Here is a 23,083-nt window from a genome sequence, read left to right as displayed (position 1 = left end):
TGCGATGACGCCCATAGACGCCAAGCGCCCGCTGCAGCTCAATGATCAGGGCCAGCTGCGCCACTTTCTGTCGCTTGACGGACTGCGCCGCGAGTTGCTGACTGAAATCCTCGATACCGCCGACTCGTTCCTCGAAGTCGGCGCCCGGGCGGTGAAAAAGGTCCCGTTGCTACGCGGCAAAACCGTATGCAATGTGTTCTTCGAAAACTCCACCCGCACCCGCACCACCTTTGAAATGGCCGCCCAGCGTCTGTCCGCCGACGTGATCACACTCAATGTGTCGACGTCGTCCGCGAGCAAGGGCGAAACCCTGCTCGACACCCTGCGCAACCTTGAAGCCATGGCCGCCGACATGTTCGTGGTGCGCCACGGCGACTCCGGTGCCGCGCACTTCATTGCCGAACATGTGTGCCCGCAGGTGGCGATCATCAACGGCGGCGACGGCCGGCACGCGCACCCGACCCAGGGCATGCTCGACATGCTGACGATCCGTCGCCACAAGGGCGGCTTCGAAAATCTGTCGGTGGCCATCGTCGGCGACATCCTGCACTCGCGGGTCGCGCGCTCGAACATGATCGCCCTCAAAACCCTGGGCTGCCCGGACATCCGTGTCATTGCACCGAAAACCCTGCTGCCGATCGGTATCGAGCAATACGGGGTCAAGGTCTACACCGACATGACCGAAGGCCTGAAAGACGTCGACGTGGTGATCATGCTGCGCCTGCAGCGCGAGCGCATGTCCGGCGGCCTGCTGCCGAGCGAAGGCGAGTTCTACCGCCTGTTCGGCCTGACCACTGCCCGCCTGGCGGGTGCCAAGCCCGATTGCATCGTGATGCACCCGGGGCCGATCAACCGTGGCGTGGAGATTGAGTCGGCGGTGGCCGACGGCCCGCATTCGGTGATTCTCAACCAGGTGACCTACGGCATTGCCGTGCGTATGGCGGTGTTGTCCATGACCATGAGCGGGCAAACGGCCCAGCGCCAATTCGAACAGGAGAACGCCCAGTGAAGCTCAGCATTCTCGGCGCCCGTGTGATTGATCCGGGCAGCAAGCTGGATCAAGTGACCGATCTGCATCTGGAAGCCGGCAAAATCATCGCCATTGGCGCGGCCCCGGCAGGTTTTACCCCGACTCAAACCATCGAGGCCAAGGGCCTGGTGGCCGCCCCGGGGCTGGTTGACCTGAACGTCGCCCTGCGTGAGCCGGGCTACAGCCGCAAAGGCACCATCGCCAGCGAAACCCGGGCTGCCGCAGCCGGTGGTGTGACCAGCCTGTGCTGCCCGCCACAGACCAAACCGGTACTGGACACCTCGGCCGTCGCCGAGCTGATCCTGGACCGCGCCCGCGAAGCCGGAAACTGCAAGGTGTTCCCGATTGGTGCGCTGAGCAAGGGCCTGGAAGGCGAGCAGCTGGCCGAATTGATCGCCCTGCGTGACGCAGGCTGTGTCGCCTTCGGCAACGGCCTCAGCAGCTTCACCAACACCCGCACCCTGTGCCGGGCGCTGGAATACGCCGCCACCTTCGACCTGACGGTGATTTTCCATTCCCAGGATCGCGATCTGGCTGAAGGCGGTATCGCCCACGACGGTCCGATGGCGGCCTTCCGCGGCTTGCCGGGGATCCCTGAAACCGCCGAAACCGTGGCTCTGGCCCGTGATCTGCTGCTGGTTGAGCAAAGTGGCGTGCGCGCTCACTTCAGCCAGCTGACCAGTGCCCGTGGCGTAGCCCTGATCGCCCAGGCTCAGGCGCGCGGCTTGCGCGTGACGGCCGATGTGGCGCTGTACCAGTTGATCCTGACCGACGAAGCGCTGGTGGATTTCTCCAGTCTGTACCACGTGCAACCGCCGTTGCGGACCCGCGCCGACCGCGACGGTTTGCGCGAGGCCGTGAGATCGGGTGTGGTGCAAGCCATCTCCAGCCATCACCAGCCCCACGAGCGCGATGCCAAACTTGCACCGTTCGGTGCGACCGAACCTGGCATGAGTAGCGTCGAATTGTTGTTGCCGCTGGCGATGACACTGGTAGAAGACGGCTTGCTGGACCTGCCGACCTTGCTCGCTCGCCTGAGCGCTGGCCCGGCTGAAGCCTTGCGCCTGCCGGCCGGACGCCTGGGCGTAGGTAGCGCTGCGGACCTGGTGCTGTTTGACCCGGCAGCTTCGACCGTGGCCGGTGAAAAATGGCTTTCCAAAGGCGATAACTGCCCGTTCCTTGGCCATTGCTTGCCAAGTGCGGTGCGTTACACGCTGGTGGATGGCCGGATCAGCTACGAAGGCTAAGCATCTGCAGGAGCGAGCCTGCCGTGATCTTTTGATCGTTTAAAAGATCGAGCAGGCTCGCTCCTGCCTGTTTTGCGGTGTTTGTTAACGACGCTCGGCGTTCTTGATCGAAATCTGTTCGTTCAGGGTCCAGAAGTCGTAAAGGATACCGACCAGAAACAAACCGCCGGTAAAGAGGTAGATGATCCCGGTGATCCATTTGCCCATGTACATGCGGTGCACCCCGAATACACCCAGGAAGGTCAGCAGAATCCAGGCCACGCTGTAATCGGTATCACCCGAGGTAAAGCGCAGATCGGCTTCGCGATCCATGCTCGGGATCAGGAACAGGTCGATCAGCCAGCCAATACCCAACAAGCCCAGGGTAAAAAACCAGATCGTCCCGGTCACCGGCTTGCCGTAATAGAAGCGATGCGCCCCCAGAAAACCAAAAATCCACAGCAAATAACCCAGCACCTTGCTGTGGGTATCGCGTTGTACATCGTCTCGATAGCCGCTCATAAATGCCCTCTTTGGTGCTGATAGAAAAATATTGTGAATTTTTTTGTGACTTTTTTACTGTCTCGCAACCGGTAAAAGTGTCTTACAAAAAATGACGCAAAGCCTTGTACCACCTGACCTGCACTGTTGGCATGCGACATTTTGCCAGCACATTTATGCTTTTTGACCCCAGGGTCCAATCGACAAACGGACTGAGAAAGGACAAAAAAGCTGTTATAAAGTTTCGCGCTTACCATCATAGAGCCCTGCCGAATGCGTCCTATATTCAAGACATGGCTAACCATTTGCCTATTAATGCCACTGGCCGCCCACGCCACCAATCGTGAGCAACATCTTCCTTCGGGCTTCACTGGCTACACCGCAAAATCATCTGCGGGCGCTGCTTTTGTTGCCACTAACAGCAAGACCACCAACAAAACCGTAGCACGTCCAGCGTCCAGCAAAGCTCATCGCAAAGCCCCGGGCAAAATTGCGACCGCTTCGCTGGCCGCCGCCAACAAGCAAAGCAGCACGGTATTGAGCCGCGCCGTAAACGTGTTGGGCACCCCGTATCGTTGGGGCGGCAGCAGCCCAAGTAAAGGGTTTGATTGCAGCGGGCTGGTCAAATACGCCTTTAATGACGTCGCAGCGGTTGATTTGCCACGTACCTCCAGCGAAATGGCCAGCGGCCACGGGCAAAAGGTCGAACGCAAGGATCTGAAACCCGGCGACCTGCTGTTCTTCAACATCAAGAGTCGCAAGGTTAATCACGTCGCCATCTACCTGGGCAACGACCGGTTTATCCATGCACCACGTCGCGGCAAGTCGGTCACCATCGACACCCTTAAAAAGCCTTACTGGCAGAGCCACTACGTAGTCGCCAAGCGCGTACTGCCGAAAGAGAAAACCAGTCTGCAGGTTGTCCAGCGCTAAGCTGTCTTTCCTGATCTTGTGGAAGCTGGATTGCCAGCTTCCACAAGGGTTGCTTCAACAAATTATCCCCGCCCCCCTCAGCTTTTTCAGGCTCATCTCCAGCGTCTGCATGCCAACGGCTGCGCCGGTCTGGATCGCAGAAACCATCTGCGCAACCTTGTTTTCCCGTATCAGGTTCCTGATTGCAGGCGTTGCCAGCATGATCTCGTGAGCCGCAACCCTGCCCCCGCCAACTTTCTTGACCAGCGTCTGGGAAATCACCGCCTGCAGTGATTCAGACAGCATGGTGCGCACCATGGCCTTTTCTTCTGCCGGGAACACATCCACCACCCGGTCAATGGTCCTGGTCGCCGAAGAGGTATGCAGCGTGGCCAATACCAGGTGCCCGGTTTCCGCCGCAGTCAGTGCCAGCCGGATGGTCTCGAGGTCGCGCATTTCGCCCAGCATGATCACGTCCGGGTCTTCTCGCAGCGCCGAGCGCAACGCAGCGGCAAAACTGTGGGTGTCACGGTGCACTTCACGCTGGTTGATCAGGCTCTGGCGAGGTTCGTGGATGAATTCAATCGGGTCTTCAATGCTGAGAATGTGCTGCTGGCGGGTACTGTTAAGGTGGTCGATCATCGCAGCCAGGGTCGTCGATTTACCGGAGCCAGTGGCACCGGTCACCAGGACCAGACCGTGAGACAGGTGGCAAATCCGCCTGAACACCTCACCCAGCCCAAGTGACTCAAGGCTCGGTATCACTTGAGCAATGCTGCGAAACACCGCCCCCGCGCCACGCTGTTGTTCAAAGGCATTGACCCGGAACCGGCCCAGCCCAGCCACTTCACAAGAAAAATCGGCTTCGCGCCCGGTCTCAAACTCGCTGCGTTGCGCCTGGGTCATCACGCTGTGCACTAGCGCCCGCACCTGCTCAGGTGCCAACACCGGAAGCCCGCTACGCTGCATCTCACCATCGACCCGCAGCATGGGCACTACACCCGCTGACAGGTGCAAGTCCGAAGCGCCGTGACCGGCGCTGAATGCCAACAGGTCGGCGATATCCATCCCCCCTCCCAATTCCAGTAGAATGCCGCAGACTTTCACAACGGCGGGCTTAAACGAATGTCCACGATAGCTGACAACATCGCTGAAGTTGAGGCGCGCATCCGTGCCGCGGCACTGGCTGTGCAACGTGATGTAACGAGCATTCACTTACTCGCGGTCAGCAAGACCAAACCCGCTGCAGCGCTGCGCGAGGCCTATGCCGCCGGGGTTCGCGACTTTGGCGAAAACTACCTGCAAGAGGCCCGCGCCAAACAGGTCGAATTAGCCGACCTGCCCTTGAGTTGGCACTTCATCGGCCCCATTCAATCGAACAAGACGCGCGAGATCGCCGAGCATTTTTCGTGGGTGCACTCTGTGGACCGTCTGAAAATTGCCCAGCGCTTGTCCGAACAGCGCCCGGCTGATCTGGAGCCGCTCAATATCTGCATTCAGGTCAACGTCAGTGGTGAAGCCAGCAAGTCCGGCTGCACCCCGCAGGATTTGCCTGCGCTGGCCGCCGCCATCAACGCCTTGCCGCGCTTGAAGTTGCGCGGCCTGATGGCCATACCGGAGCCCACTGAAAACCGCGCCGAGCAGGACGCCGCCTTTGCGACAGTACGTGATCTGCAACAAAGCCTGAACCTGGGGCTCGATACGCTTTCCATGGGCATGAGCCACGATCTGGAGTCGGCCATTGCCCAAGGCGCCACCTGGGTGCGAATTGGTACCGCGCTGTTTGGTGCCCGCGATTACGGCCAGGCCTGATAAGACCGACCTCAATTTTTATAAGGATCTGTTATGAGCAACATGCGTATTGCCTTTATCGGGGCCGGTAACATGGCTTCCAGCCTGATCGGCGGCCTGCTGGCCAAAGGTCTGGATGTTTCGCTCATCCGCGCCAGCGATCCGGGCGCCGAAACCCGGGCCAGGGTCTCAGCCGAGCACGGTATCGAACTGTTTGCCGACAATGGGCAGGCGGTCAAGGACGCTGACGTGATTGTTATCGCGGTCAAGCCTCAAGTCATGAAAGCCGTGTGCCAGGATCTGCGGGCGCATCTCAAACCGCACCAGTTGCTGATTTCAATTGCCGCCGGCATCACCTGCGACAGCCTGCAAAACTGGCTGGGCAACCAGCCGTTGGTTCGCTGCATGCCCAACACCCCCGCTTTGCTCGGTAAAGGTGTGAGCGGCTTGTTCGCCACCGCTGCCGTTACTGGCGAACAGCGTCAACAGGCTGAAGACTTGTTGTCAGCCGTCGGGATTGCAGTCTGGGTCGATACCGAAGCGCAGATCGATGCCGTGACTGCGGTTTCCGGCAGCGGCCCTGCGTATTTCTTCCTGCTGATCGAAGCCATGACCGACGCCGGAGTCAAGCTCGGCCTGCCACGCGAAGTGGCCAGGCAGCTTGCCGAGCAAACGGCTCTGGGGGCCGCGTACATGGCCGTGAGCAGCGATGTCGATGCTGGTGAGTTGCGCCGCCGCGTAACCTCCCCCGCCGGCACTACCGAAGCTGCGATCAAATCATTCCAGGCCGACGGTTTTGCAACCACGGTCGAAAAAGCATTGAGTGCCGCCGCGCACCGCTCGGCCGAAATGGCCGAACAACTGGGTCAATAAGGAGCACATGATGTCTGGACTTAATGGCGCTGCCATTTTCGTGATTCAAACCCTGGGTAGCCTCTACCTGCTGATCGTGCTGCTGCGATTCATCCTGCAGCTGGTGCGGGCCAACTTCTACAACCCGCTGTGCCAGTTCACGGTCAAAGCCACTCAGCCGCTGCTCAAGCCTTTGCGCCGCGTGATCCCGAGCCTGTTTGGCCTGGACATGTCATCCCTGGTGCTGGCGATTCTGGTGCAGATGGTGATTTTCGCCATCGTGCTGACACTCAGCTACATGTCGTTCAACATTCTGGGGCTGCTGGCCTGGGCCATCATTGGCGTGACCGCGCTGTTTTTGAAGGTGTTCTTCTTTGCCCTGATCATCAGCGTGATCCTTTCGTGGGTCGCGCCGGGCAGCACCAGCCCGGGTGCCGAGCTGGTCAATCAGATCACCGAACCTGCCCTGGCACCGTTCCGCCGCATGCTGCCAAGCATGGGCGGCCTGGATATCTCGCCCATCATCGCGTTCATGGTGATTCAGTTGATCCAGAGCTATGTGATCCCGCCATTGGCCATGTATGTCGGCATGCCGGTCGTGTTGTTCGGCCTGATCTGATGAGCTACTTCCGCTGGGACGGCGAGGACCTGATTCTCGACTGCCACCTGCAACCCAAGGCCAGCAGCGACGAGTTCGCGGGCCTGCATGGTGAACGTCTGAAAATCCGCCTCACCGCCCCGCCGGTAGAAGGCAAGGCCAACGCCCACCTGATGGCCTTTCTGGCCAAGGCGTTCGGTATCTCCAAAAGTCAGGTCAGCCTGATCAGCGGTGAACTCAACCGGCAGAAGCGCGTGCGCCTGCACGGCCCGAAAAAACTGCCGGATTTGCCGGGTCTGACAAAACCAGTCTGAATACTGTTTCTTCTGTGGGAGCCGGCTTGCCGGCGATTGCATTATTGCGGTTTCCAGGCCGAACTTGTCGACTGCATCGCTGGCAAGCCAGCTCCCACAAAGGCAGTGCTTAAGCGCCTCCGAAATCAGCCCGGAGCATTGCTTGCCGCCCACTCCCCCGCTCATTAGACTTACGCCTCATTTAAAGAGAGCAGGGTCGATGCCAGCCGTCTTTCCCCCCGATTCCGTTGGTCTGGTTGTGCCGCAAATGGCGCACTTCAGCGAACCTCTGGCTTTAGCCTGTGGCCGTTCACTGCCTGCCTATGACCTGATTTACGAAACCTATGGCCAGCTCAATGCCACGGCCAGCAATGCCGTGCTGATCTGTCACGCGCTCTCCGGGCACCATCACGCTGCCGGCTACCACAGCATCGATGAGCGCAAGCCCGGCTGGTGGGACAGTTGCATCGGGCCCGGCAAGCCGATCGACACCAACAAGTTCTTCGTCGTCAGCCTGAACAATCTGGGCGGCTGCAACGGCTCTACCGGCCCCAGCAGCATCAACCCCGAAACCGGTCGACCGTTTGGTGCCGATTTCCCGGTGTTGACCGTTGAAGACTGGGTCCACAGCCAGGCCCGTCTGGCAGACCGGCTGGGTATCACTCAGTGGGCCGCCATCATCGGTGGCAGCCTGGGCGGCATGCAGGCGCTGCAGTGGAGCATCAGCTACCCGGACCGGCTGCGTCATTGCCTGGCCATCGCTTCAGCACCCAAACTGTCTGCGCAAAACATCGCGTTCAACGAAGTTGCCCGCCAGGCCATTCTTACCGACCCCGAATTCCACGGCGGTTCGTTCCAGGAAAAAGGCGTCATCCCCAAGCGCGGGCTGATGCTGGCGCGCATGGTCGGGCACATCACGTACCTGTCCGATGACTCGATGGGCGAGAAGTTTGGCCGCGGCCTGAAGAACGAAAACCTCAACTACGACTTCCACAGCGTGGAGTTCCAGGTTGAAAGCTACCTGCGTTATCAGGGCGAAGAGTTCTCGGGGCGCTTTGATGCCAACACTTACTTGCTGATGACCAAGGCGCTGGACTACTTCGACCCGGCGGCCAACTTCGATGATGACCTGGCCAAAACCTTCGCCTCAGCCAAGGCGCGCTTTTGCGTGATGTCATTCACCACTGACTGGCGCTTCTCGCCCGCTCGCTCGCGAGAACTGGTGGATGCCCTGATGGCGGCAAAGAAAGACGTCTGCTATCTGGAAATCGATGCTCCGCAAGGCCATGACGCCTTCCTGATCCCGATTCCGCGCTACCTGCAAGCCTTCAGCAACTACATGAACCGCATAGAACTGTGAGAACGCCATGAGAGCCGACCTGGAAATCATCCAAGACTGGATCCCCGCCGGCAGCCGCGTGCTCGACCTCGGTTGTGGTGATGGCGAACTGCTGAGCTGGCTGCGCGACAACAAGCAAGTCACCGGCTACGGCCTGGAAAACGACCCGGACAACATCGCCGAGTGCGTGGCCAAAGGCATCAACGTCATCGAGCAGGATCTGGACAAGGGGCTGGGCAACTTCGCCAGCAACAGTTTCGACATCGTGGTCATGACCCAGGCGCTGCAAGCTGTGCACTACCCCGACCGGATTCTCGACGAAATGCTGCGCGTCGGTCGCCAGTGCATCATCACCTTCCCCAACTTCGGGCACTGGCGCTGCCGCTGGTACCTGGCCAGCAAGGGCCGGATGCCGGTATCCGAGTTTCTGCCTTACACCTGGTACAACACGCCGAACATCCACTTCTGCACCTTCGAAGACTTTGAAGAGCTGTGCCGTGGTCGCGAAGCCCGGGTGATCAACCGCCTTGCTGTAGATCAACAGCACCGCCACGGGTGGGCCAGCAAGTTATGGCCTAACCTGTTGGGCGAGATTGGCATTTATCGTGTCAGCAGCCCCGGCCTTCAGGATCATCAGGTCGCGGTTTAAATCAGCGTTCAAGGAGAATGACGATGGGTCGTATTGGATTACTACTGCTTTCAATGTGCTTTGCCATGCAGGCAATGGCGGCAGGTGAAGCCACGGTTGGCGGCACCAAGGTGTATTACAACGCTTATATGTCGGACTTCCTGTCGCCTGAAATTGCGGCCAAATACAAACTGGAACGCAGCAAACAGCTGGGCGGCCTGAATATCAATCTGGACACAGCGGGCAAAAAAGTCGCGTCCACCGTCAAAGGCACCGTACGTGTCGAAGGCGAGAAAAAAGCCAGGCCCCTGACCTTCAAGCAAGTGATTGATGACAAGGGTGCGATCGATTACTTCGCGCAGTTCCCGGTCAATCAGCCTGCCACCTTTATTTTCGATATCGAACTCAAGGTCAACGGCGAAACCAAATCCATCGATTATTCCCAAGAGGTCGCTCCGCTCTAATGATCAACTTCACGCAACTGGTACTGGCCAGCCACAACGCCGGCAAACTCAAAGAACTTCAGGCCATGCTCGGCGAGTCGGTGCAGTTGCGCTCGATTGGAGAATTCAGCAGCGTTGAACCGGAAGAAACCGGCTTGTCGTTCGTTGAAAACGCGATTCTTAAAGCGCGCAATGCCGCGCGTATCTCGGGCTTGCCGGCACTGGCCGACGACTCCGGGCTGGCGGTGGATTTTCTCGGTGGGGCGCCGGGTATTTATTCGGCACGTTACGCCGACGGCCAGGGTGATGCGGCAAACAACGCCAAACTGCTCGACGCCCTCAAGGACGTACCTGAAGCCGAACGCGGTGCGCAATTTGTCTGCGTTCTGGCCTTAGTGCGCCACGCCGAGGATCCATTGCCGATCATCTGCGAAGGCCTGTGGCACGGGCGTATTCTGCCTGCCGCCAGCGGTGCGCACGGCTTCGGTTACGACCCGTTGTTCTGGGTGCCCGAGCGTAATTGCTCCAGCGCCGAACTGAGCCCCGGTGAAAAAAACCAGCTGAGCCATCGTGCCCGCGCCATGGTCCTGCTGCGTCAGCGTCTGGGCCTGAAATGACCCACGATACTCCTCCACAGCCGCTCTATCTGGGTGCGGCTGGCTTTACTCAACAGGCGCCCCGCGCGCCGTTGAATCAATTGCCGCCCCTGTCGCTGTACATCCATATTCCGTGGTGCGTACGCAAATGCCCGTATTGCGACTTCAATTCCCATACTGCCAGCCCGGTGTTGCCTGAAGACGAATACGTCGACGCACTGCTGGCCGACCTTGATCAAGACCTGCACGCGGTCTATGGCCGGGAGTTGAGTTCGATCTTCTTCGGCGGCGGGACGCCAAGCCTGTTCAGCGCCCAGTCCCTGGGGCGCCTGCTCAAGGGTGTCGAAGCGCGAATTGCGTTCGCCAGCGATATCGAAATCACCCTGGAAGCCAACCCCGGTACTTTCGAGCAGGAAAAGTTCGTGGCTTACCGCAAGCTGGGGATCAATCGACTCTCGATCGGCATCCAGAGCTTTCAACAGCAGAAGCTCGAAGCGCTGGGCCGCATCCACAACGGTGACGAAGCCGTACGTGCGGCCGGCATGGCCCGCCAAGCAGGCTTTGACAACTTCAACCTGGACTTGATGCACGGTTTGCCCGATCAGTCGCTGGACGACGCCCTGAGCGATCTGCGCCAGGCTATCGCCCTGAAGCCGACGCACCTGTCCTGGTACCAACTGACGCTGGAACCCAACACGGTGTTCTGGAACCAGCCGCCGATCCTGCCCGAAGACGACACCCTGTGGGATATTCAGGAAGCCGGCCAGGCATTGCTGGCTGAACACGGCTACGCCCAGTACGAGGTTTCAGCCTACGCCCAGCTCGGTCGCCCGGCGCGGCACAACCTCAACTACTGGAGCTTTGGCGACTTTATCGGCATCGGTGCTGGCGCCCACGGCAAATTGAGCCATCCGGATGGCCGCATCATCCGCACCTGGAAAACCCGTCTGCCGAAGGACTACCTGAACCCGGGCAAAAACTTTCAGGCAGGCGAGAAAGTCCTGACTGCTGAAGAACTACCGTTTGAGTTTCTAATGAACGCCTTGCGCCTGACCGATGGCGTTGACGCAGCGCTCTACCCCGAGCGCACCGGGCTGGCACTCGAAAGCTTGAAAACAGGACGCGATGCTGCCGAACAAAGTGGCTTATTGCAGGTCGAACCGTCACGCCTGGCGGCGACTGCCCGGGGCCAGCTGTTTCTCAACGACTTGCTGCAGCACTTTCTGATCTAAGGAACTCGAATGGACTTGGTACTAGACCTGCTTGCTACCGTATCGCGCTGGAGCCGCAGCCACCTCTCGGAGATCTCGCTGGCCCTGATCGGCTGCTTGCTGGTGCTGTTCGGTGCCGACTTCAAAGGCTGGGTCGAGCAACGCCTGGGAAGCATTGCCGGCGCCTTGCGGGTGCCTTTGATGGCCTTGTTGTGCCTGGTGGGCAGCGGTGCTGCACTGATCTACGCCACCCCATGGGTTGAACGCGGACTGAGCCAGTTCAACAACTACAGCCTGGCGCCGGTGCTGCTGGTGGTGCTGGTGTTGATCGGGGTTGTGGCTGACCGGCGCTGATGCGAAGACTGAAAACATTGTGGGAGCTGGCGTGCCAGCGATGCAGACGACGCGGTTTACAGTCAGACCGCGTTGATGCTATCGCTGGCAAGCCAGCTCCCACAAAGGTTGGCGCTTACAGTTTTTCGAACTTCAGATCCCACACGCCATGCCCAAGACGTTCGCCACGGCGTTCGAACTTGGTCACCGGACGCTCGGCCGGGCGCGGCACGCAACGGCCGTCTTCGGCCAGGTTGCGGTAGCCCGGCGCGACGTTCATGACTTCCAGCATATATTCGGCATAGGGCTCCCAGTCGGTCGCCATGTGCAGTACGCCGCCGACCTTGAGCTTGGAGCGCACCAGTTCGGCAAAGGATGCCTGCACGATGCGACGCTTGTGGTGACGGCTCTTGTGCCATGGGTCCGGGAAGAACAGCAACAGGCGATCCAGGCTGTTATCGGCCACGCAACGGGTCAATACTTCGATCGCATCGCAATCGTAGACCCGCAGGTTGGTCAGCCCTTGAGTCAGTACGCCATTAAGCAGCGCGCCGACACCCGGACGGTGAACCTCAACCCCGATAAAGTCCTGCTCAGGCGATGCAGCCGCCATTTCCAGCAAGGAGTGGCCCATGCCGAAACCGATTTCGAGGGTACGCGGCGCGGAGCGACCGAATACCTGGTCGAAATCGACCGGCGCATCAGCCAGCGGCAGTACGTACAGCGGCGTACCTTGGTCAAGGCCGCGTTGCTGGCCTTCGGTCATGCGCCCGGCGCGCATCACAAAACTCTTAATGCGACGGTGTTGGCGATCTTCGCCTTCTTCCGGGGTTGGGGTGTCGAGTGATTCAGTCATCAGTGGCTCTTACTTGATCAGACCATCCAGCGGCGAAGAGGCGCTGGCATAGAGTTTTTTCGGCATGCGTCCGGCCAGATACGCCAGACGGCCCGCCACAATGGCGTGTTTCATGGCTTCGGCCATGATGATCGGGTGCTGGGCATTGGCGATGGCCGAGTTCATCAGCACCGCCTCGCAGCCCATTTCCATGGCAATGGTGGCGTCGGAGGCAGTGCCCACGCCCGCATCCACCAGCACCGGGATTTTTGCTTCTTCAAGGATGATCCGCAGGTTGTAGGGATTGCAGATCCCCAGACCGGTGCCGATCAACCCGGCCAGCGGCATCACCGCGATGCAGCCCATGGCCTCGAGCTCGCGGGCGATGATCGGGTCATCGCTGGTATACACCATCACGTCGAAACCTTCCTTGACCAGAATTTCTGCGGCCTTGAGGGTTTCGATCACGTTCGGGAACAGGGTTTTCTGATCTGCCAGTACTTCCAGCTTGACCAGGTTGTGGCCGTCTAGCAGTTCACGGGCCAGGCGGCAGGTGCGCACGGCTTCTACCGCATCGTAGCAACCGGCTGTGTTTGGCAGGATGGTGTAGCGATCCGGCGGCAGGATGTCGAGCAGGTTAGGCTCGCCAGGGTTTTGCCCGATGTTGGTGCGACGCACGGCGACGGTAACGATTTCAGCACCCGATGCCTCAATGGCAAGGCGGGTTTCTTCCATGTCACGGTATTTGCCGGTACCCACCAACAGACGCGACTGATAAGTACGGCCGGCCAGGATAAAAGGCTTGTCGCTGCGAACATTGCTCATCGGGAATCCTCTTTAATTGTGTACACCGCGGGAATGGGGTCAAGCGGGGGGACTAACCACCACCGATGGCATGTACCACTTCGACCTGGTCACCTTCTTTGAGCACCGTCCCGGCGTGCTGACTGCGCGGGACGATGTCCAGATTAAGCTCGACAGCCACCCGGCGACCGGTCAGTTCCTGACGTGCCAACAGGCCCGCAACGGTCTCACCGTCCGGCAGTTCGAAAGATTCACCGTTCAACTGAATGCGCATGCGCGACGCTGCCTTCATTTTAAGGGGCCAGCATTCTATCCCGATCAGTCAGGCCGACCCAAGCCATTCATCTTGCCGGCTTAGCTCAAGCGCCAGGCGGCGATGCCCAGGCATAGCCACCCAGTCAGAAAAGCCAGACCGCCGATGGGCGTAATAATCCCCAGCTTGCCGATGCCCGTCAGGGTCAGCAGATACAAACTCCCGGAAAACAGCACAATGCCCAGCGCGAAGCAGATACCGGCCCACGTCACCAGACGCCCCGGCAGCTGGGTGGCTAAGAGGGCAACTCCGAACAAGGCCAGGGTATGAACCAGCTGGTAGGTAACGCCTGTATGAAAAATAGCCAGGTACTGCTCGCTCAAGCGACTTTTCAGGCCATGAGCCGCGAATGCACCAAGGGCCACACCGGTAAAGCCGAAGAAGGCGGCCAGCATCAGAAAAACGCGCAACATGGTTAACTCCCGTGAGGACTATGGAATGGCGCAGGGTCTGTATAATGGCCCGCTCAACGGGTTCGGCCAAGCCATCTATGCTGCGTATTCTTGTTCATCGCTTTCTCAAAGCCCTGCTCTGGTTCGCAGCGGGCAGCGCATTGCTGGTACTGATCTTTCGCTGGGTCCCGCCGCCCGGCACCGCGTTGATGGTGGAACGCAAGGTCGAATCATGGTTCGACGGTGAGCCAATAGACCTGCAACGCAGCTGGCGCCCGTGGGATGAAATATCCAATGAGCTGAAAGTCGCAGTCATTGCCGGCGAGGATCAAAAATTCGCCGAGCACTGGGGCTTTGATTTCAGTGCGATCCGGGCCGCCTTCGCCCATAACGAACAGGGCGGGACATTGCGCGGCGCCAGCACCCTGAGCCAGCAAGTCTCGAAAAACCTGTTTTTATGGTCGGGCCGAAGCTGGCTGCGCAAAGGGCTGGAGGCCTGGTTCACCGGGTTGATCGAGGTGCTCTGGCCCAAACAGCGGATTCTCGAGGTGTACCTCAACAGCGCAGAATGGGATGAGGGGGTATTTGGTGCAGAGGCAGCGGCGCAGCATCACTTTGGCGTGAGTGCCGCCCGACTGTCACGCCAGCAGGCCAGCTATCTGGCTGCCGTGCTGCCCAATCCGCGCAACTGGAGTGCCAGTCGGCCAAGCCCTTACGTCAGCCGCCGCGCCAGCTGGATTCAACGACAGATGCGTCAGTTGGGCGGCGACAGCTACCTCGACTCACTGAACACTTCGCGCAAGGCGCCCTGGGCCGATTAAGCCTGACCCGACTCCCGCAGGCACAAACAGAAACGCCCCGACTCGTTAGAGCCGGGGCGTTTTTTTGTCGGGCCGACTCAGGCGGCGATCGACAGTTTGAGCTTGTTCATCGCGCTTTTTTCCAGCTGGCGAATCCGCTCGGCAGACACGTTGTACTTCTGTGCCAGATCATGCAGCGTGGCTTTCTCTTCAGCCAGCCAGCGCTGATACAGAATGTCGCGGCTGCGATCATCAAGCACTTCCAACGCTTCATGCAGGTTGGTGTTGGAGTTATCAGTCCAGTCAGCATCTTCCAGTTGGCGCGCCGGATCGTACCGGTGGTCTTCCAGGTAGTTGGCTGGCGACTGGAACGCGCTGTCGTCGTCAGCTTCAGCTGCCGGGTCGAAGGCCATGTCATGGCCAGTCAGCCGACTTTCCATCTCGCGGACTTCACGAGGCTCTACGCCGAGGCTTTCAGCCACGCGATGAACTTCATCATTGTTCAACCAGGCCAGACGTTTTTTCTGGCTGCGCAGGTTGAAGAACAGTTTGCGCTGAGCTTTGGTGGTCGCGACTTTCACGATCCGCCAGTTACGCAAAATGAACTCGTGGATCTCTGCCTTGATCCAGTGCACGGCGAACGAAACCAGACGCACGCCCATTTCAGGGTTAAAGCGTTTGACCGCCTTCATCAGGCCGACATTGCCTTCCTGGATCAGGTCAGCCTGAGCCAGGCCATAGCCCGAATAGCTACGGGCAATGTGTACAACAAAACGCAGGTGGGCGAGCACCATCTGCCGAGCCGCCCCAAGATCCTGCTCATAGTAGAGACTCTCGGCCAGTTCACGCTCCTGCTCGGGTGTCAGCAGTGGAATGCTGTTAACCGTGTTGACATAGGCCTCCAGGTTCGCACCAGGGACCAACGCATACGCAGGTTGCAAAGAAGTGGTCATACGAATAAACCTCCGTCTCACATAACTCGTGCAGTTCAGCACTGCGAAAGTTGACCGGAAACTCAGAAAAAAGTTCCCAAAAAAAGCTGAAAAGGTCAACAGGCAAAAAGAAACTACTTAGGCGAAAGCTCACGTAAGTGACGCGCTACTGCAATCCATGCACCGATATACCCTAACAGCACCGCGCCAAGCAAGAGAGACAGACCATCGGCTACCGGCACACCGGCCAGGGCAAAATTGCTGCCGTATAACCCGGCCAACCCGACAACCGCGTCGTTGAGCCAGTTCAAGCCGAATGCCAACACGCCCCAGGAAAGCACCCCGGCGCCAAAACCATAAAGCGCGCCCATATAAAGAAAGGGCCTGCGCACATAGCTGTCTGTACCGCCGACCAGCTTGATGACTTCGATTTCGATACGACGATTCTCAATATGCAAACGAATCGTATTACCAATAACAAGCAGCAAAGCCGATACCAGCAAGACCGTCAAGCCGAAGACAAAACGATCACCCAGTTTCAGAATGGCTGCCAGACGCTCGACCCAGACTAGATCAAGTTGCGCCTGCTGCACCTTCGGCAACTCCGAAAGACGCTCGCGCAGGGCTTCAAGGGTCGCTTTATCGACCTCATTCGGGGTCACCAGCACCACCCCCGGCAACGGGTTATCCGGAAGCTCTTTAAGCGCTTCCCCCAACCCGGACTGCTGCTGGAACTCATCAAGGGCTTTTTCGCGGCTGATAAATTCAGCGTCAGCCACGCCTGCCATACCTTTTATCTGATTACTCAATTGCTCGCCCTGCGAGCTGTTGGCATCCAGCTGCAAGTACAGCGAAATCTGTGCTGCGCGCTGCCACGAACCGCCCAGTCGCTCGACGTTGTTAAGCAGGAGTGACAGGCCCATTGGCAGGCTCAGTGCCACCGCCATCACCAGGCAGGTAAAGAAGCTGCCAATCGGTTGCTTGCCCAGACGCCGCAGGCTGTCGAGCAAACTGGCGCGATGGGCTTCAACCCAGGCCCGAAACAACATCCCGAAACCCGGGCCATCGTCATCGTCGTGTTTTTTCTTGGCCGGCTGCGGATCTGCGGCCTTGGGTGCTACCCGCTCAGAAACCTTGGAGCTGCGTGTCGCACTCATTGCGCCGCCTCCCCGTCACCGATCAACCGCCCGCGTTGCAAGGTGAGCATGCGGTGGCGCATGCGCGCAATCAGTGCCAGGTCATGGCTGGCAATCAGCACGCTGGTGCCCAAACGGTTGATGTCTTCAAATACGCCCATGATTTCCGCCGCCAGACGAGGGTCGAGGTTGCCGGTGGGTTCATCGGCTAGCAACAATGCTGGACGATGGACGATGGCCCGGGCAATACCGACGCGTTGTTGCTGCCCCGTAGACAAGTCGCCGGGGTACAGATCGGTTTTGTCCGACAGCGCCACACGCTCAAGTGCCGAGTCGACACGCTTGGCGATTTCAGGCTTGGACAGCCCGAGAATCTGCAGTGGCAAGGCAACGTTGTTGAACACCGTGCGATCAAACAGCAGTTGGTGGTTCTGGAACACCACACCGATCTGGCGACGCAGGAAAGGAATCTGCGCGTTGCTGATCTGACCCAGATCCTGCCCGGCCAGCAGCAGTTTGCCGGTGGTCGGGCGTTCCATTGCCAGAAGCAGCCTGAGCAGGGTGCTTTTGCCTGCACCGGAATGACCGGTTACAAAAAGGAACTCGCCGCGACGGACCCGAAAGCTCAGCTCGTGCAGGCCCACGTGTCCATTTGGATAGCGTTTACCGACCTGCTCGAAACGAATCATGGACGCTCCCGCTCCGCAAACAGAGCCTGGACAAAGGGTTCGGACTCAAAGTCCCGTAGATCATCAATGCCTTCACCGACACCGATAAAACGAATAGGAATATTGAACTGCTTGGCCAGGGCGAAGATCACGCCGCCCTTGGCGGTGCCATCAAGCTTGGTCAGCGCCAGGCCGGTAAGGGCCACTGTCTGATTGAATTGTTTGGTCTGGCTGATCGCGTTCTGCCCGGTACCGGCATCCAGCACCAGCAAAACTTCGTGCGGGGCGTCTTCGTCGAGCTTGCCGATGACCCGGCGAACTTTTTTCAGCTCTTCCATCAGGTTGTCTTTGGTGTGCAGACGTCCGGCAGTATCGGCGATCAACACGTCAATGCCGCGCGCTTTGGCAGCCTGCACGGCGTCAAAAATCACCGAAGCCGAGTCGGCGCCAGTGTGCTGGGCGATCACCGGGATGTTGTTGCGCTCACCCCACACCTGCAGTTGCTCGACCGCGGCCGCACGGAAGGTATCACCGGCGGCAAGCATGACTTTTTTGCCTTCGAGCTGGAGCTTTTTCGCCAGTTTGCCGATGGTGGTGGTTTTACCCGCACCATTGACACCGACCACCAGAATGACGAACGGCTTGTTTTTCGCTTCGATTTTCAGCGGCTGCTCAACGGGCTTGAGCATGGCGGCCAGCTCGGCCTGCAACGACTTGTAGAGTGCATCGGCGTCAGTCAGTTGCTTGCGTGCAACCTTTTGCGTCAGGTTTTTGATAATCACCGAGGTGGCCTCGACACCAACGTCGGCGGTGAGCAGGCGGGTTTCGATCTCGTCAAGCAGATCGTCATCGATGATTTTTTTGCCCAGGAACAGGCTGGCCATGCCTTCGCCGATGCTGGCACTGGTTTTCGACAGCCCCTGCTTGAGGCGGGCAAAGAAGCCGGTCTTGGCTTGCGGAGCTGGAGCTGGAGGTTCAATTACAACGGCCGGCACAGCCACCACTGGAGCAGGGACCACAGCAACTGCAACAACCTCGGGCTCAACAACTACGACTGGCTCTGGCTCTGGCTCTGGCTCTGGCTCAACAGGCTCGACGAAGGTTTCAACCACCTCAAGCACTTCGACCACCGGCTGCGGGGCGATGACCGGAGTGCTGACCGCGACCTCGATCTGCGGCTCAGGAATGGCAGGCACGATATGCGGCGCCTGCGGGTCTTCGACCAGCGCGACGGGCTCCTCGGGCACCGGCAACGGCGGCCATGGCTCAGGGGCGGGCGGCGCTTCAACAGGGGCGACCACAACCACTTCAGGCGTTGGCTCGACAACCACCGGGGTGGCCTCAATCAACGGCTCAGGGGTGATTTCGGGTGCAGGTGCGGGCTGCTCAACGACGGTTTCCTGCGGCTTTCTGCGCAGCCATCCGAACAGGCCTTTTTTCTCGCCAGCCGCAGCTGGGTTCTTCTTGTCGTCGTTGGAACCAAACATGGAGGACGGCTATCTCATCGTAGCGAAGCGCCACCGTGGCGCCCCGGCAAATAATATTCGGTGTGAAACAGACTGTTTTTTTGTCAGCTCGTTCGCACGCAACTTGATCAGAGGGTAAAGCACACCCCTGAAACTTCGTCTTAACTCGGATCTGGAACGGGAAAATCGGCAAAAAAGCTAAATTTACCGGGATACATTCACTCTTCCAGGCTGGCTCCTATACTGCCCGATCAATCGTCGTCTGATCGTCAAAGGCCTGATAGGCGTGGCCGCCAGTAAAACGGATCAGTATCCTAGCACCTCCTCACCCGCTGACGCTAAGGCCAAGCGGGCAGCCCAACAGGTTTAAAAACGAATGAATGCTCTAGCCCGCCGCGCTGCTGGCCTGTTGCTCAGCACAGTTTTGCTCCCGCTTTCGGCCCTGGCGGCCGATCAGCAACCGACCCACGAGTTCCGCCTGGACAATGGCCTGAAGGTCATCGTGCGCGAAGACCATCGCGCGCCAGTTGTGGTGTCCCAGGTCTGGTACAAGGTCGGCTCCAGTTATGAGACACCGGGCAAGACCGGCCTGTCCCACGCTCTGGAGCACATGATGTTCAAAGGCAGTAACAAGGTCGGCCCCGGTGAAGCCTCATTGATCCTGCGCGACCTTGGCGCCCAGGAAAACGCTTTCACCAGCGATGACTACACCGCCTATTACCAGGTATTGGCCCGCGACCGTCTGGGTGTGGCGTTCGAGCTCGAAGCCGATCGCATGGCCAGCCTTCGCTTGCCGCCTGAAGAGTTCAAGCGCGAGATCGAGGTCATTAAAGAAGAGCGCCGCCTGCGTACCGACGATCAACCGATGAGCAAGGCCTTCGAACTGTTCAGCGCCATGGCCTACCCGTCCAGTGGCTACCACACGCCGACCATCGGCTGGATGGTGGACCTGGAGCGCATGAGCGTTGGTGAACTGCGCGCCTGGTATGAAGAGTGGTACGCACCGAACAACGCCACCCTGGTGGTGGTGGGAGACGTAACACCGGATGAAGTCAAAGCCTTGGCCCAGCGCTATTTCGGCCAGGTGGCCAAACGCGAAGTGCCTGTCGCCAAAGTCCCGCTGGAACTGCCAACCCCTGGTGAGCGCCTGCTCAAGATCCACGTGCAGACCCAACTGCCAAGCCTGATCCTGGGCTTCAACGTGCCAAGCATTGCCACCGCCAAAGACCCGGTTACTGCCAACGCCCTGCGCCTCATTTCGGCACTGCTGGACGGTGGCTACAGCGCACGCATGCCAACCCAGCTGGAGCGCGGCGAAGAGCTGGTATCCGGCGCGTCGTCCAATTACAACGCCTTCACCCGTGGCGACAGCCTGTTCATGCTTTCGGCGATGCCCAATAGCCAGAAGAAGGTGACCCTGGCCCAGGCCGAAGCCGGCTTGTGGCGCATGCTCGATGACCTGAAAAAGACCCCGCCATCGGCACAGGAACTGGAGCGAGTGCGCGCCCAGGTGATCGCAGGCCTGGTTTATGAGCGCGACTCGATCACCAGCCAGGCCACCTCGATTGGCCAGCTGGAGACCGTGGGCCTGTCTTGGAAGCTGATGGATACCGAGCTGCAAGACCTGCAAAAGGTCACTCCGGACGATATCCAGCAAGCCGCCCGTACTTATTTCACTCGCGACCGCCTCAGCGTTGCGCATGTACTGCCCGAGGAGAAAACCCATGAGTGAGCGTAAAGGTTCCCGCTACGCCCTGCTCGGCCTGAGCGCTGCAATACTGGCCGGCGTACTCGGCTACTATTTCGTCAGCCCCTCGGTCTCCGTGGCCAGCCAGGCACTGGATCAGGCCAAGGCCGAGCACAAGCTCGAGTCTCTGGCCGAACTGGACGGCAAGGCACCCAGCCATCGCGCATTAAATGTACAAACCTGGAAAACCGCCGAAGGTTCCAAAGTTCTGTTCGTTGAAGCCCGCGAGCTGCCGATGTTCGACCTGCGCCTGACCTTCGCCGCCGGCAGCAGCCAGGACGAAAACACCCCGGGCCTGGCACTGCTGACCAACGCCATGCTCAATGAGGGCGTGGCAGGCAAGGACGTCGGTGCCATCGCCCAGGGCTTCGAAAGCCTGGGTGCGGATTTCGGCAACGGGGCCTATCGCGACATGGCCGTAGTGTCATTGCGCAGCTTGAGTGACCCGGCCAAGCGCACACCGGCGCTCAACCTGTTTGCCGAAGTTGTTGGCAAGCCAACCTTTCCTGCGGACTCCCTGGCACGGATCAAAAACCAGTTGCTCGCCAGCTTTGAATACCAGAAGCAGGACCCGGGCAAGCTGGCCAGCGATGAACTGTTCAAGCGTCTGTACGGCAATCACCCTTACGCCCACGCCAGCGATGGCACCGCTCAAAGCATCGCTGCGGTGACCATCGATCAACTCAAGGCGTTCCACAACAAGGCGTACACCGCCGGCAACGCGGTGATCGCGATCGTTGGCGATCTGTCTCGCGCAGAAGCCGAGGCCATCGCCGCTCAAGTATCCGCCGCGCTGCCTAAAGGCCCTGCAGTCGCCAAAACCATACAGCCCACCGAACCCAAGGCCAGCGAAACCCACATCGAATTTCCGTCCAAGCAGACCCACCTGCTGTTGTCCCAGCTGGGCATTGACCGCGACGATCCGGACTATGCCGCACTCTCACTGGGTAACAGCATCCTCGGTGGCGGTGGCTTCGGCACGCGCTTGATGACTGAAGTACGCGAAAAACGCGGCCTGACCTACGGCGTGTACTCCGGCTTCAGCCCGATGCAGGCACGCGGGCCGTTCATGATCAACCTGCAGACACGTGCCGAATTGAGCGAAGGCACGCTCAAACTGGTGCAAGACATTTTGACCGACTACCTGAAAAATGGTCCGACGCAAAAAGAACTCGACGATGCCAAGCGTGAATTGGCGGGCAGCTTCCCGCTGTCAAATGCCAGCAACGCGGCAATCGTCGGCCAACTGGGCGCAATGGGCTTCTATGATATGCCCCTGGACTATCTGGAAACCTTCATGCAGCAGTCCCAAAGCCTGACTAAAGAGCAGGTCAAGGACGCCATGAACAAGCACCTGAGCGCCGACAAACTGGTCGTAGTGACCGCCGGACCAACTGTGCCGCAAAAACCACTGCCACCTCCTACCGATAAACCTTCAGAGCAACCTCTTGGGGTTCCGGAGCATTAATGGCAAAGCCTAAAAACACATCGCACTCGGGTGCTGGTCAGTTACGCATCATTGGCGGGGAATGGCGCAGCCGCAAGCTGGACTTCCCCCACGTAGAAGGTCTGCGCCCGACGCCGGACCGTGTACGTGAAACCCTTTTCAACTGGCTGACCCCGGACATCGTCGGCGCCAAGGTGCTGGACGTGTTTGCCGGCAGCGGCGCGCTGTTCCTGGAGGCACTGTCACGCGGCGCAGCCAAGGGCGTGGCCCTGGACAGCAACCGCGATGCGATTTCCAACATCCGCGAAAACATGGGCATCCTGCGCTGCACCACCGGTGAAGTTCAGCAAACCAATGCCCTGAACTACCTGGCAACGCCTGCGACCGAAGTGTTTGACGTGGTGTTCCTCGACCCGCCTTTCAACCTGGACCTGCTCAAGCCTGCATGCGACCTGCTGGAACAGAACGGCTGGCTGGCTGAAAACGCCTGGATCTACACCGAAAGCGAGCGCCGTCCTTCGGAGCTGGGCCTGCCTGCCAACTGGCGCCTGCACCGTGAACAAAAGGCCGGCGGCGTGAATTACGCCCTGTGGGAGCGCGAAGCAGCACCAACAGCCGCCGCCGAGTAACAAGCCATGCACCACGGGGTTTATTAAACCCCGTGGTGCATCAGGCCCCTTCGCAGCCTCACACCTCGTCAGCGACTACAGGCCCGGGCCGCTGTTGTGGCAAGCTAGCCCAATCCTGCATCAGTTAGCGTAAGAGAATTTCCGTGCCCTGCGTCCCTGTA

General features: G+C 59.4%; 27 protein-coding genes. 17 read left to right on the top strand and 10 right to left on the bottom strand.

Annotation, left to right across the window (positions count from 1 at the left end; all coding sequences use genetic code 11):
- Window positions 1-4: 4 nt before the first annotated feature.
- Window positions 5-1,009 carry an aspartate carbamoyltransferase catalytic subunit gene (locus AOC04_RS21660; protein ID WP_004419674.1) on the top strand — a complete coding sequence of 335 codons (1,005 nt, stop codon included), beginning with the start codon at window positions 5-7 and terminating at the stop codon, window positions 1,007-1,009.
- Entirely contained in the window at window positions 1,006-2,277 is a 1,272-nt protein-coding gene (locus AOC04_RS21655) for a dihydroorotase (RefSeq protein WP_060696590.1), read from the top strand. Before AOC04_RS21660 ends, AOC04_RS21655 begins: the two co-directional genes overlap by 4 nt.
- An 84-nt stretch (window positions 2,278-2,361) precedes the next feature.
- On the opposite strand, the gene AOC04_RS21650 is transcribed toward AOC04_RS21655, so the two are convergent.
- Window positions 2,362-2,778, bottom strand: coding sequence for an NINE protein (locus tag AOC04_RS21650; RefSeq protein ID WP_060696589.1), 417 nt, complete (start codon window positions 2,776-2,778; stop codon window positions 2,362-2,364).
- Between the two features lie 252 nt (window positions 2,779-3,030).
- Between AOC04_RS21650 and AOC04_RS21645 the strand changes: the two genes are divergently transcribed.
- Window positions 3,031-3,690, top strand: coding sequence for a C40 family peptidase (locus AOC04_RS21645; RefSeq protein WP_060696588.1), 660 nt, complete (start codon window positions 3,031-3,033; stop codon window positions 3,688-3,690).
- A 54-nt stretch (window positions 3,691-3,744) separates the two neighbouring features.
- On the opposite strand, the gene AOC04_RS21640 is transcribed toward AOC04_RS21645, so the two are convergent.
- Window positions 3,745-4,737 carry a type IV pilus twitching motility protein PilT gene (locus AOC04_RS21640; protein WP_060696587.1) on the bottom strand — a complete coding sequence of 331 codons (993 nt, stop codon included), beginning with the start codon at window positions 4,735-4,737 and terminating at the stop codon, window positions 3,745-3,747.
- Between the two features lie 57 nt (window positions 4,738-4,794).
- On the opposite strand from AOC04_RS21640, the gene AOC04_RS21635 reads away from it, so the two are divergent.
- The 10 genes from AOC04_RS21635 (at window position 4,795) to AOC04_RS21590 (ending at window position 11,774) form a co-directional block, all read left to right on the top strand.
- Window positions 4,795-5,481: a YggS family pyridoxal phosphate-dependent enzyme gene (locus AOC04_RS21635; RefSeq protein ID WP_060696586.1), complete on the top strand. Its 687-nt coding sequence runs from the start codon at window positions 4,795-4,797 to the stop codon at window positions 5,479-5,481.
- 33 nt (window positions 5,482-5,514) lie between these two features.
- Window positions 5,515-6,333, top strand: a complete 819-nt coding sequence (gene proC, locus AOC04_RS21630; RefSeq protein ID WP_060696585.1) for a pyrroline-5-carboxylate reductase — start codon at window positions 5,515-5,517, stop codon at window positions 6,331-6,333.
- Window positions 6,334-6,343: 10 nt separating this feature from the next.
- Window positions 6,344-6,931, top strand: a complete 588-nt coding sequence (locus AOC04_RS21625) for a YggT family protein (protein ID WP_060696584.1) — start codon at window positions 6,344-6,346, stop codon at window positions 6,929-6,931.
- Entirely contained in the window at window positions 6,931-7,224 is a 294-nt protein-coding gene (locus tag AOC04_RS21620; protein ID WP_060696583.1) for a DUF167 domain-containing protein, read from the top strand. The genes AOC04_RS21625 and AOC04_RS21620 overlap by 1 nt, the downstream gene beginning before the upstream one ends.
- Window positions 7,225-7,423: 199 nt before the next feature.
- Window positions 7,424-8,563, top strand: coding sequence for a homoserine O-succinyltransferase MetX (gene metX / locus AOC04_RS21615; protein ID WP_060696582.1), 1,140 nt, complete (start codon window positions 7,424-7,426; stop codon window positions 8,561-8,563).
- A 7-nt stretch (window positions 8,564-8,570) separates the two neighbouring features.
- The gene (metW, locus tag AOC04_RS21610) at window positions 8,571-9,191 is read left to right on the top strand and encodes a methionine biosynthesis protein MetW (RefSeq protein ID WP_004419699.1); all 621 of its coding nucleotides are present in this window, start codon (window positions 8,571-8,573) and stop codon (window positions 9,189-9,191) included.
- Between the two features lie 23 nt (window positions 9,192-9,214).
- Window positions 9,215-9,634, top strand: coding sequence for a DUF4426 domain-containing protein (locus AOC04_RS21605; protein WP_060696581.1), 420 nt, complete (start codon window positions 9,215-9,217; stop codon window positions 9,632-9,634).
- Window positions 9,634-10,230, top strand: a complete 597-nt coding sequence (gene rdgB, locus AOC04_RS21600) for an RdgB/HAM1 family non-canonical purine NTP pyrophosphatase (protein ID WP_060696580.1) — start codon at window positions 9,634-9,636, stop codon at window positions 10,228-10,230. The genes AOC04_RS21605 and rdgB overlap by 1 nt, the downstream gene beginning before the upstream one ends.
- Complete coding sequence (hemW, locus tag AOC04_RS21595) at window positions 10,227-11,441, top strand: radical SAM family heme chaperone HemW (protein ID WP_060696579.1); 1,215 nt, start codon at window positions 10,227-10,229, stop codon at window positions 11,439-11,441. Before rdgB ends, hemW begins: the two co-directional genes overlap by 4 nt.
- 9 nt (window positions 11,442-11,450) lie before the next feature.
- A complete protein-coding gene (locus AOC04_RS21590) occupies window positions 11,451-11,774 on the top strand; it encodes a DUF3392 domain-containing protein (protein ID WP_060696578.1) in 324 nt (107 codons plus the stop codon).
- Between the two features lie 115 nt (window positions 11,775-11,889).
- Here AOC04_RS21590 and trmB read toward each other — a convergent pair whose 3' ends face one another.
- The 4 genes from trmB to AOC04_RS21570 all read right to left on the bottom strand — a co-directional run bounded on the left by trmB (window position 11,890) and on the right by AOC04_RS21570 (window position 14,118).
- Window positions 11,890-12,609 carry a tRNA (guanosine(46)-N7)-methyltransferase TrmB gene (trmB, locus tag AOC04_RS21585; RefSeq protein ID WP_060696577.1) on the bottom strand — a complete coding sequence of 240 codons (720 nt, stop codon included), beginning with the start codon at window positions 12,607-12,609 and terminating at the stop codon, window positions 11,890-11,892.
- 9 nt (window positions 12,610-12,618) lie between these two features.
- The gene (locus AOC04_RS21580) at window positions 12,619-13,413 is read right to left on the bottom strand and encodes a thiazole synthase (RefSeq protein WP_004419719.1); all 795 of its coding nucleotides are present in this window, start codon (window positions 13,411-13,413) and stop codon (window positions 12,619-12,621) included.
- A 52-nt stretch (window positions 13,414-13,465) separates the two neighbouring features.
- Complete coding sequence (gene thiS, locus AOC04_RS21575; RefSeq protein WP_060696576.1) at window positions 13,466-13,666, bottom strand: sulfur carrier protein ThiS; 201 nt, start codon at window positions 13,664-13,666, stop codon at window positions 13,466-13,468.
- A gap of 80 nt (window positions 13,667-13,746) precedes the next feature.
- On the bottom strand, window positions 13,747-14,118 hold the full coding sequence (locus tag AOC04_RS21570; protein ID WP_060696575.1) for a DUF423 domain-containing protein: 372 nt from the start codon (window positions 14,116-14,118) through the stop codon (window positions 13,747-13,749).
- A gap of 77 nt (window positions 14,119-14,195) precedes the next feature.
- Between AOC04_RS21570 and mtgA the strand changes: the two genes are divergently transcribed.
- Complete coding sequence (gene mtgA, locus AOC04_RS21565) at window positions 14,196-14,918, top strand: monofunctional biosynthetic peptidoglycan transglycosylase (RefSeq protein WP_171970567.1); 723 nt, start codon at window positions 14,196-14,198, stop codon at window positions 14,916-14,918.
- A 77-nt stretch (window positions 14,919-14,995) separates the two neighbouring features.
- Here mtgA and rpoH read toward each other — a convergent pair whose 3' ends face one another.
- The 4 genes from rpoH to ftsY all read right to left on the bottom strand — a co-directional run bounded on the left by rpoH (window position 14,996) and on the right by ftsY (window position 19,120).
- Window positions 14,996-15,850 (bottom strand): RNA polymerase sigma factor RpoH, encoded by an 855-nt coding sequence (gene rpoH / locus AOC04_RS21560; RefSeq protein WP_060696573.1) that lies wholly within the window; start codon window positions 15,848-15,850, stop codon window positions 14,996-14,998.
- Between the two features lie 113 nt (window positions 15,851-15,963).
- Window positions 15,964-16,986, bottom strand: coding sequence for a permease-like cell division protein FtsX (ftsX, locus tag AOC04_RS21555; RefSeq protein WP_060696572.1), 1,023 nt, complete (start codon window positions 16,984-16,986; stop codon window positions 15,964-15,966).
- Window positions 16,983-17,654, bottom strand: a complete 672-nt coding sequence (gene ftsE / locus AOC04_RS21550; RefSeq protein ID WP_004419735.1) for a cell division ATP-binding protein FtsE — start codon at window positions 17,652-17,654, stop codon at window positions 16,983-16,985. The genes ftsX and ftsE overlap by 4 nt, the downstream gene beginning before the upstream one ends.
- A complete protein-coding gene (gene ftsY, locus AOC04_RS21545) occupies window positions 17,651-19,120 on the bottom strand; it encodes a signal recognition particle-docking protein FtsY (protein ID WP_060696571.1) in 1,470 nt (489 codons plus the stop codon). The genes ftsE and ftsY overlap by 4 nt, the downstream gene beginning before the upstream one ends.
- Window positions 19,121-19,475: 355 nt before the next feature.
- On the opposite strand from ftsY, the gene AOC04_RS21540 reads away from it, so the two are divergent.
- From AOC04_RS21540 to rsmD, 3 genes are read left to right on the top strand one after another with little or no spacing between them, the layout of a single operon-like run.
- Complete coding sequence (locus AOC04_RS21540; protein WP_060696570.1) at window positions 19,476-20,831, top strand: M16 family metallopeptidase; 1,356 nt, start codon at window positions 19,476-19,478, stop codon at window positions 20,829-20,831.
- Entirely contained in the window at window positions 20,824-22,314 is a 1,491-nt protein-coding gene (locus AOC04_RS21535; RefSeq protein ID WP_060696569.1) for a M16 family metallopeptidase, read from the top strand. The genes AOC04_RS21540 and AOC04_RS21535 overlap by 8 nt, the downstream gene beginning before the upstream one ends.
- The gene (rsmD, locus tag AOC04_RS21530; protein WP_060696568.1) at window positions 22,314-22,922 is read left to right on the top strand and encodes a 16S rRNA (guanine(966)-N(2))-methyltransferase RsmD; all 609 of its coding nucleotides are present in this window, start codon (window positions 22,314-22,316) and stop codon (window positions 22,920-22,922) included. The genes AOC04_RS21535 and rsmD overlap by 1 nt, the downstream gene beginning before the upstream one ends.
- The last annotated feature ends 161 nt before the right edge of the window (window positions 22,923-23,083 follow it).

This window comes from Pseudomonas versuta, assembly GCF_001294575.1.
Classification (GTDB): Bacteria; Pseudomonadota; Gammaproteobacteria; order Pseudomonadales; family Pseudomonadaceae; genus Aquipseudomonas; species Aquipseudomonas versuta.
This window is presented reverse-complemented; position numbering and strand designations above follow the sequence as displayed.

What these genes read in the sequence shown, in the direction of transcription:
- AOC04_RS21660 (WP_004419674.1), top strand. Translation starts at nt 5, where the DNA reads ATGACGCCCATAGACGCCAAGCGCCCGCTGCAGCTCAATGATCAGGGC.
- AOC04_RS21650 (WP_060696589.1), bottom strand. Translation starts at nt 2,778, where the DNA reads ATGAGCGGCTATCGAGACGATGTACAACGCGATACCCACAGCAAGGTG.
- AOC04_RS21645 (WP_060696588.1), top strand. Translation starts at nt 3,031, where the DNA reads ATGCGTCCTATATTCAAGACATGGCTAACCATTTGCCTATTAATGCCA.
- AOC04_RS21640 (WP_060696587.1), bottom strand. Translation starts at nt 4,737, where the DNA reads ATGGATATCGCCGACCTGTTGGCATTCAGCGCCGGTCACGGCGCTTCG.
- AOC04_RS21635 (WP_060696586.1), top strand. Translation starts at nt 4,795, where the DNA reads ATGTCCACGATAGCTGACAACATCGCTGAAGTTGAGGCGCGCATCCGT.
- proC (WP_060696585.1), top strand. Translation starts at nt 5,515, where the DNA reads ATGAGCAACATGCGTATTGCCTTTATCGGGGCCGGTAACATGGCTTCC.
- AOC04_RS21625 (WP_060696584.1), top strand. Translation starts at nt 6,344, where the DNA reads ATGTCTGGACTTAATGGCGCTGCCATTTTCGTGATTCAAACCCTGGGT.
- AOC04_RS21620 (WP_060696583.1), top strand. Translation starts at nt 6,931, where the DNA reads ATGAGCTACTTCCGCTGGGACGGCGAGGACCTGATTCTCGACTGCCAC.
- metX (WP_060696582.1), top strand. Translation starts at nt 7,424, where the DNA reads ATGCCAGCCGTCTTTCCCCCCGATTCCGTTGGTCTGGTTGTGCCGCAA.
- metW (WP_004419699.1), top strand. Translation starts at nt 8,571, where the DNA reads ATGAGAGCCGACCTGGAAATCATCCAAGACTGGATCCCCGCCGGCAGC.
- AOC04_RS21605 (WP_060696581.1), top strand. Translation starts at nt 9,215, where the DNA reads ATGGGTCGTATTGGATTACTACTGCTTTCAATGTGCTTTGCCATGCAG.
- rdgB (WP_060696580.1), top strand. Translation starts at nt 9,634, where the DNA reads ATGATCAACTTCACGCAACTGGTACTGGCCAGCCACAACGCCGGCAAA.
- hemW (WP_060696579.1), top strand. Translation starts at nt 10,227, where the DNA reads ATGACCCACGATACTCCTCCACAGCCGCTCTATCTGGGTGCGGCTGGC.
- AOC04_RS21590 (WP_060696578.1), top strand. Translation starts at nt 11,451, where the DNA reads ATGGACTTGGTACTAGACCTGCTTGCTACCGTATCGCGCTGGAGCCGC.
- trmB (WP_060696577.1), bottom strand. Translation starts at nt 12,609, where the DNA reads ATGACTGAATCACTCGACACCCCAACCCCGGAAGAAGGCGAAGATCGC.
- AOC04_RS21580 (WP_004419719.1), bottom strand. Translation starts at nt 13,413, where the DNA reads ATGAGCAATGTTCGCAGCGACAAGCCTTTTATCCTGGCCGGCCGTACT.
- thiS (WP_060696576.1), bottom strand. Translation starts at nt 13,666, where the DNA reads ATGCGCATTCAGTTGAACGGTGAATCTTTCGAACTGCCGGACGGTGAG.
- AOC04_RS21570 (WP_060696575.1), bottom strand. Translation starts at nt 14,118, where the DNA reads ATGTTGCGCGTTTTTCTGATGCTGGCCGCCTTCTTCGGCTTTACCGGT.
- mtgA (WP_171970567.1), top strand. Translation starts at nt 14,196, where the DNA reads ATGCTGCGTATTCTTGTTCATCGCTTTCTCAAAGCCCTGCTCTGGTTC.
- rpoH (WP_060696573.1), bottom strand. Translation starts at nt 15,850, where the DNA reads ATGACCACTTCTTTGCAACCTGCGTATGCGTTGGTCCCTGGTGCGAAC.
- ftsX (WP_060696572.1), bottom strand. Translation starts at nt 16,986, where the DNA reads ATGAGTGCGACACGCAGCTCCAAGGTTTCTGAGCGGGTAGCACCCAAG.
- ftsE (WP_004419735.1), bottom strand. Translation starts at nt 17,654, where the DNA reads ATGATTCGTTTCGAGCAGGTCGGTAAACGCTATCCAAATGGACACGTG.
- ftsY (WP_060696571.1), bottom strand. Translation starts at nt 19,120, where the DNA reads ATGTTTGGTTCCAACGACGACAAGAAGAACCCAGCTGCGGCTGGCGAG.
- AOC04_RS21540 (WP_060696570.1), top strand. Translation starts at nt 19,476, where the DNA reads ATGAATGCTCTAGCCCGCCGCGCTGCTGGCCTGTTGCTCAGCACAGTT.
- AOC04_RS21535 (WP_060696569.1), top strand. Translation starts at nt 20,824, where the DNA reads ATGAGTGAGCGTAAAGGTTCCCGCTACGCCCTGCTCGGCCTGAGCGCT.
- rsmD (WP_060696568.1), top strand. Translation starts at nt 22,314, where the DNA reads ATGGCAAAGCCTAAAAACACATCGCACTCGGGTGCTGGTCAGTTACGC.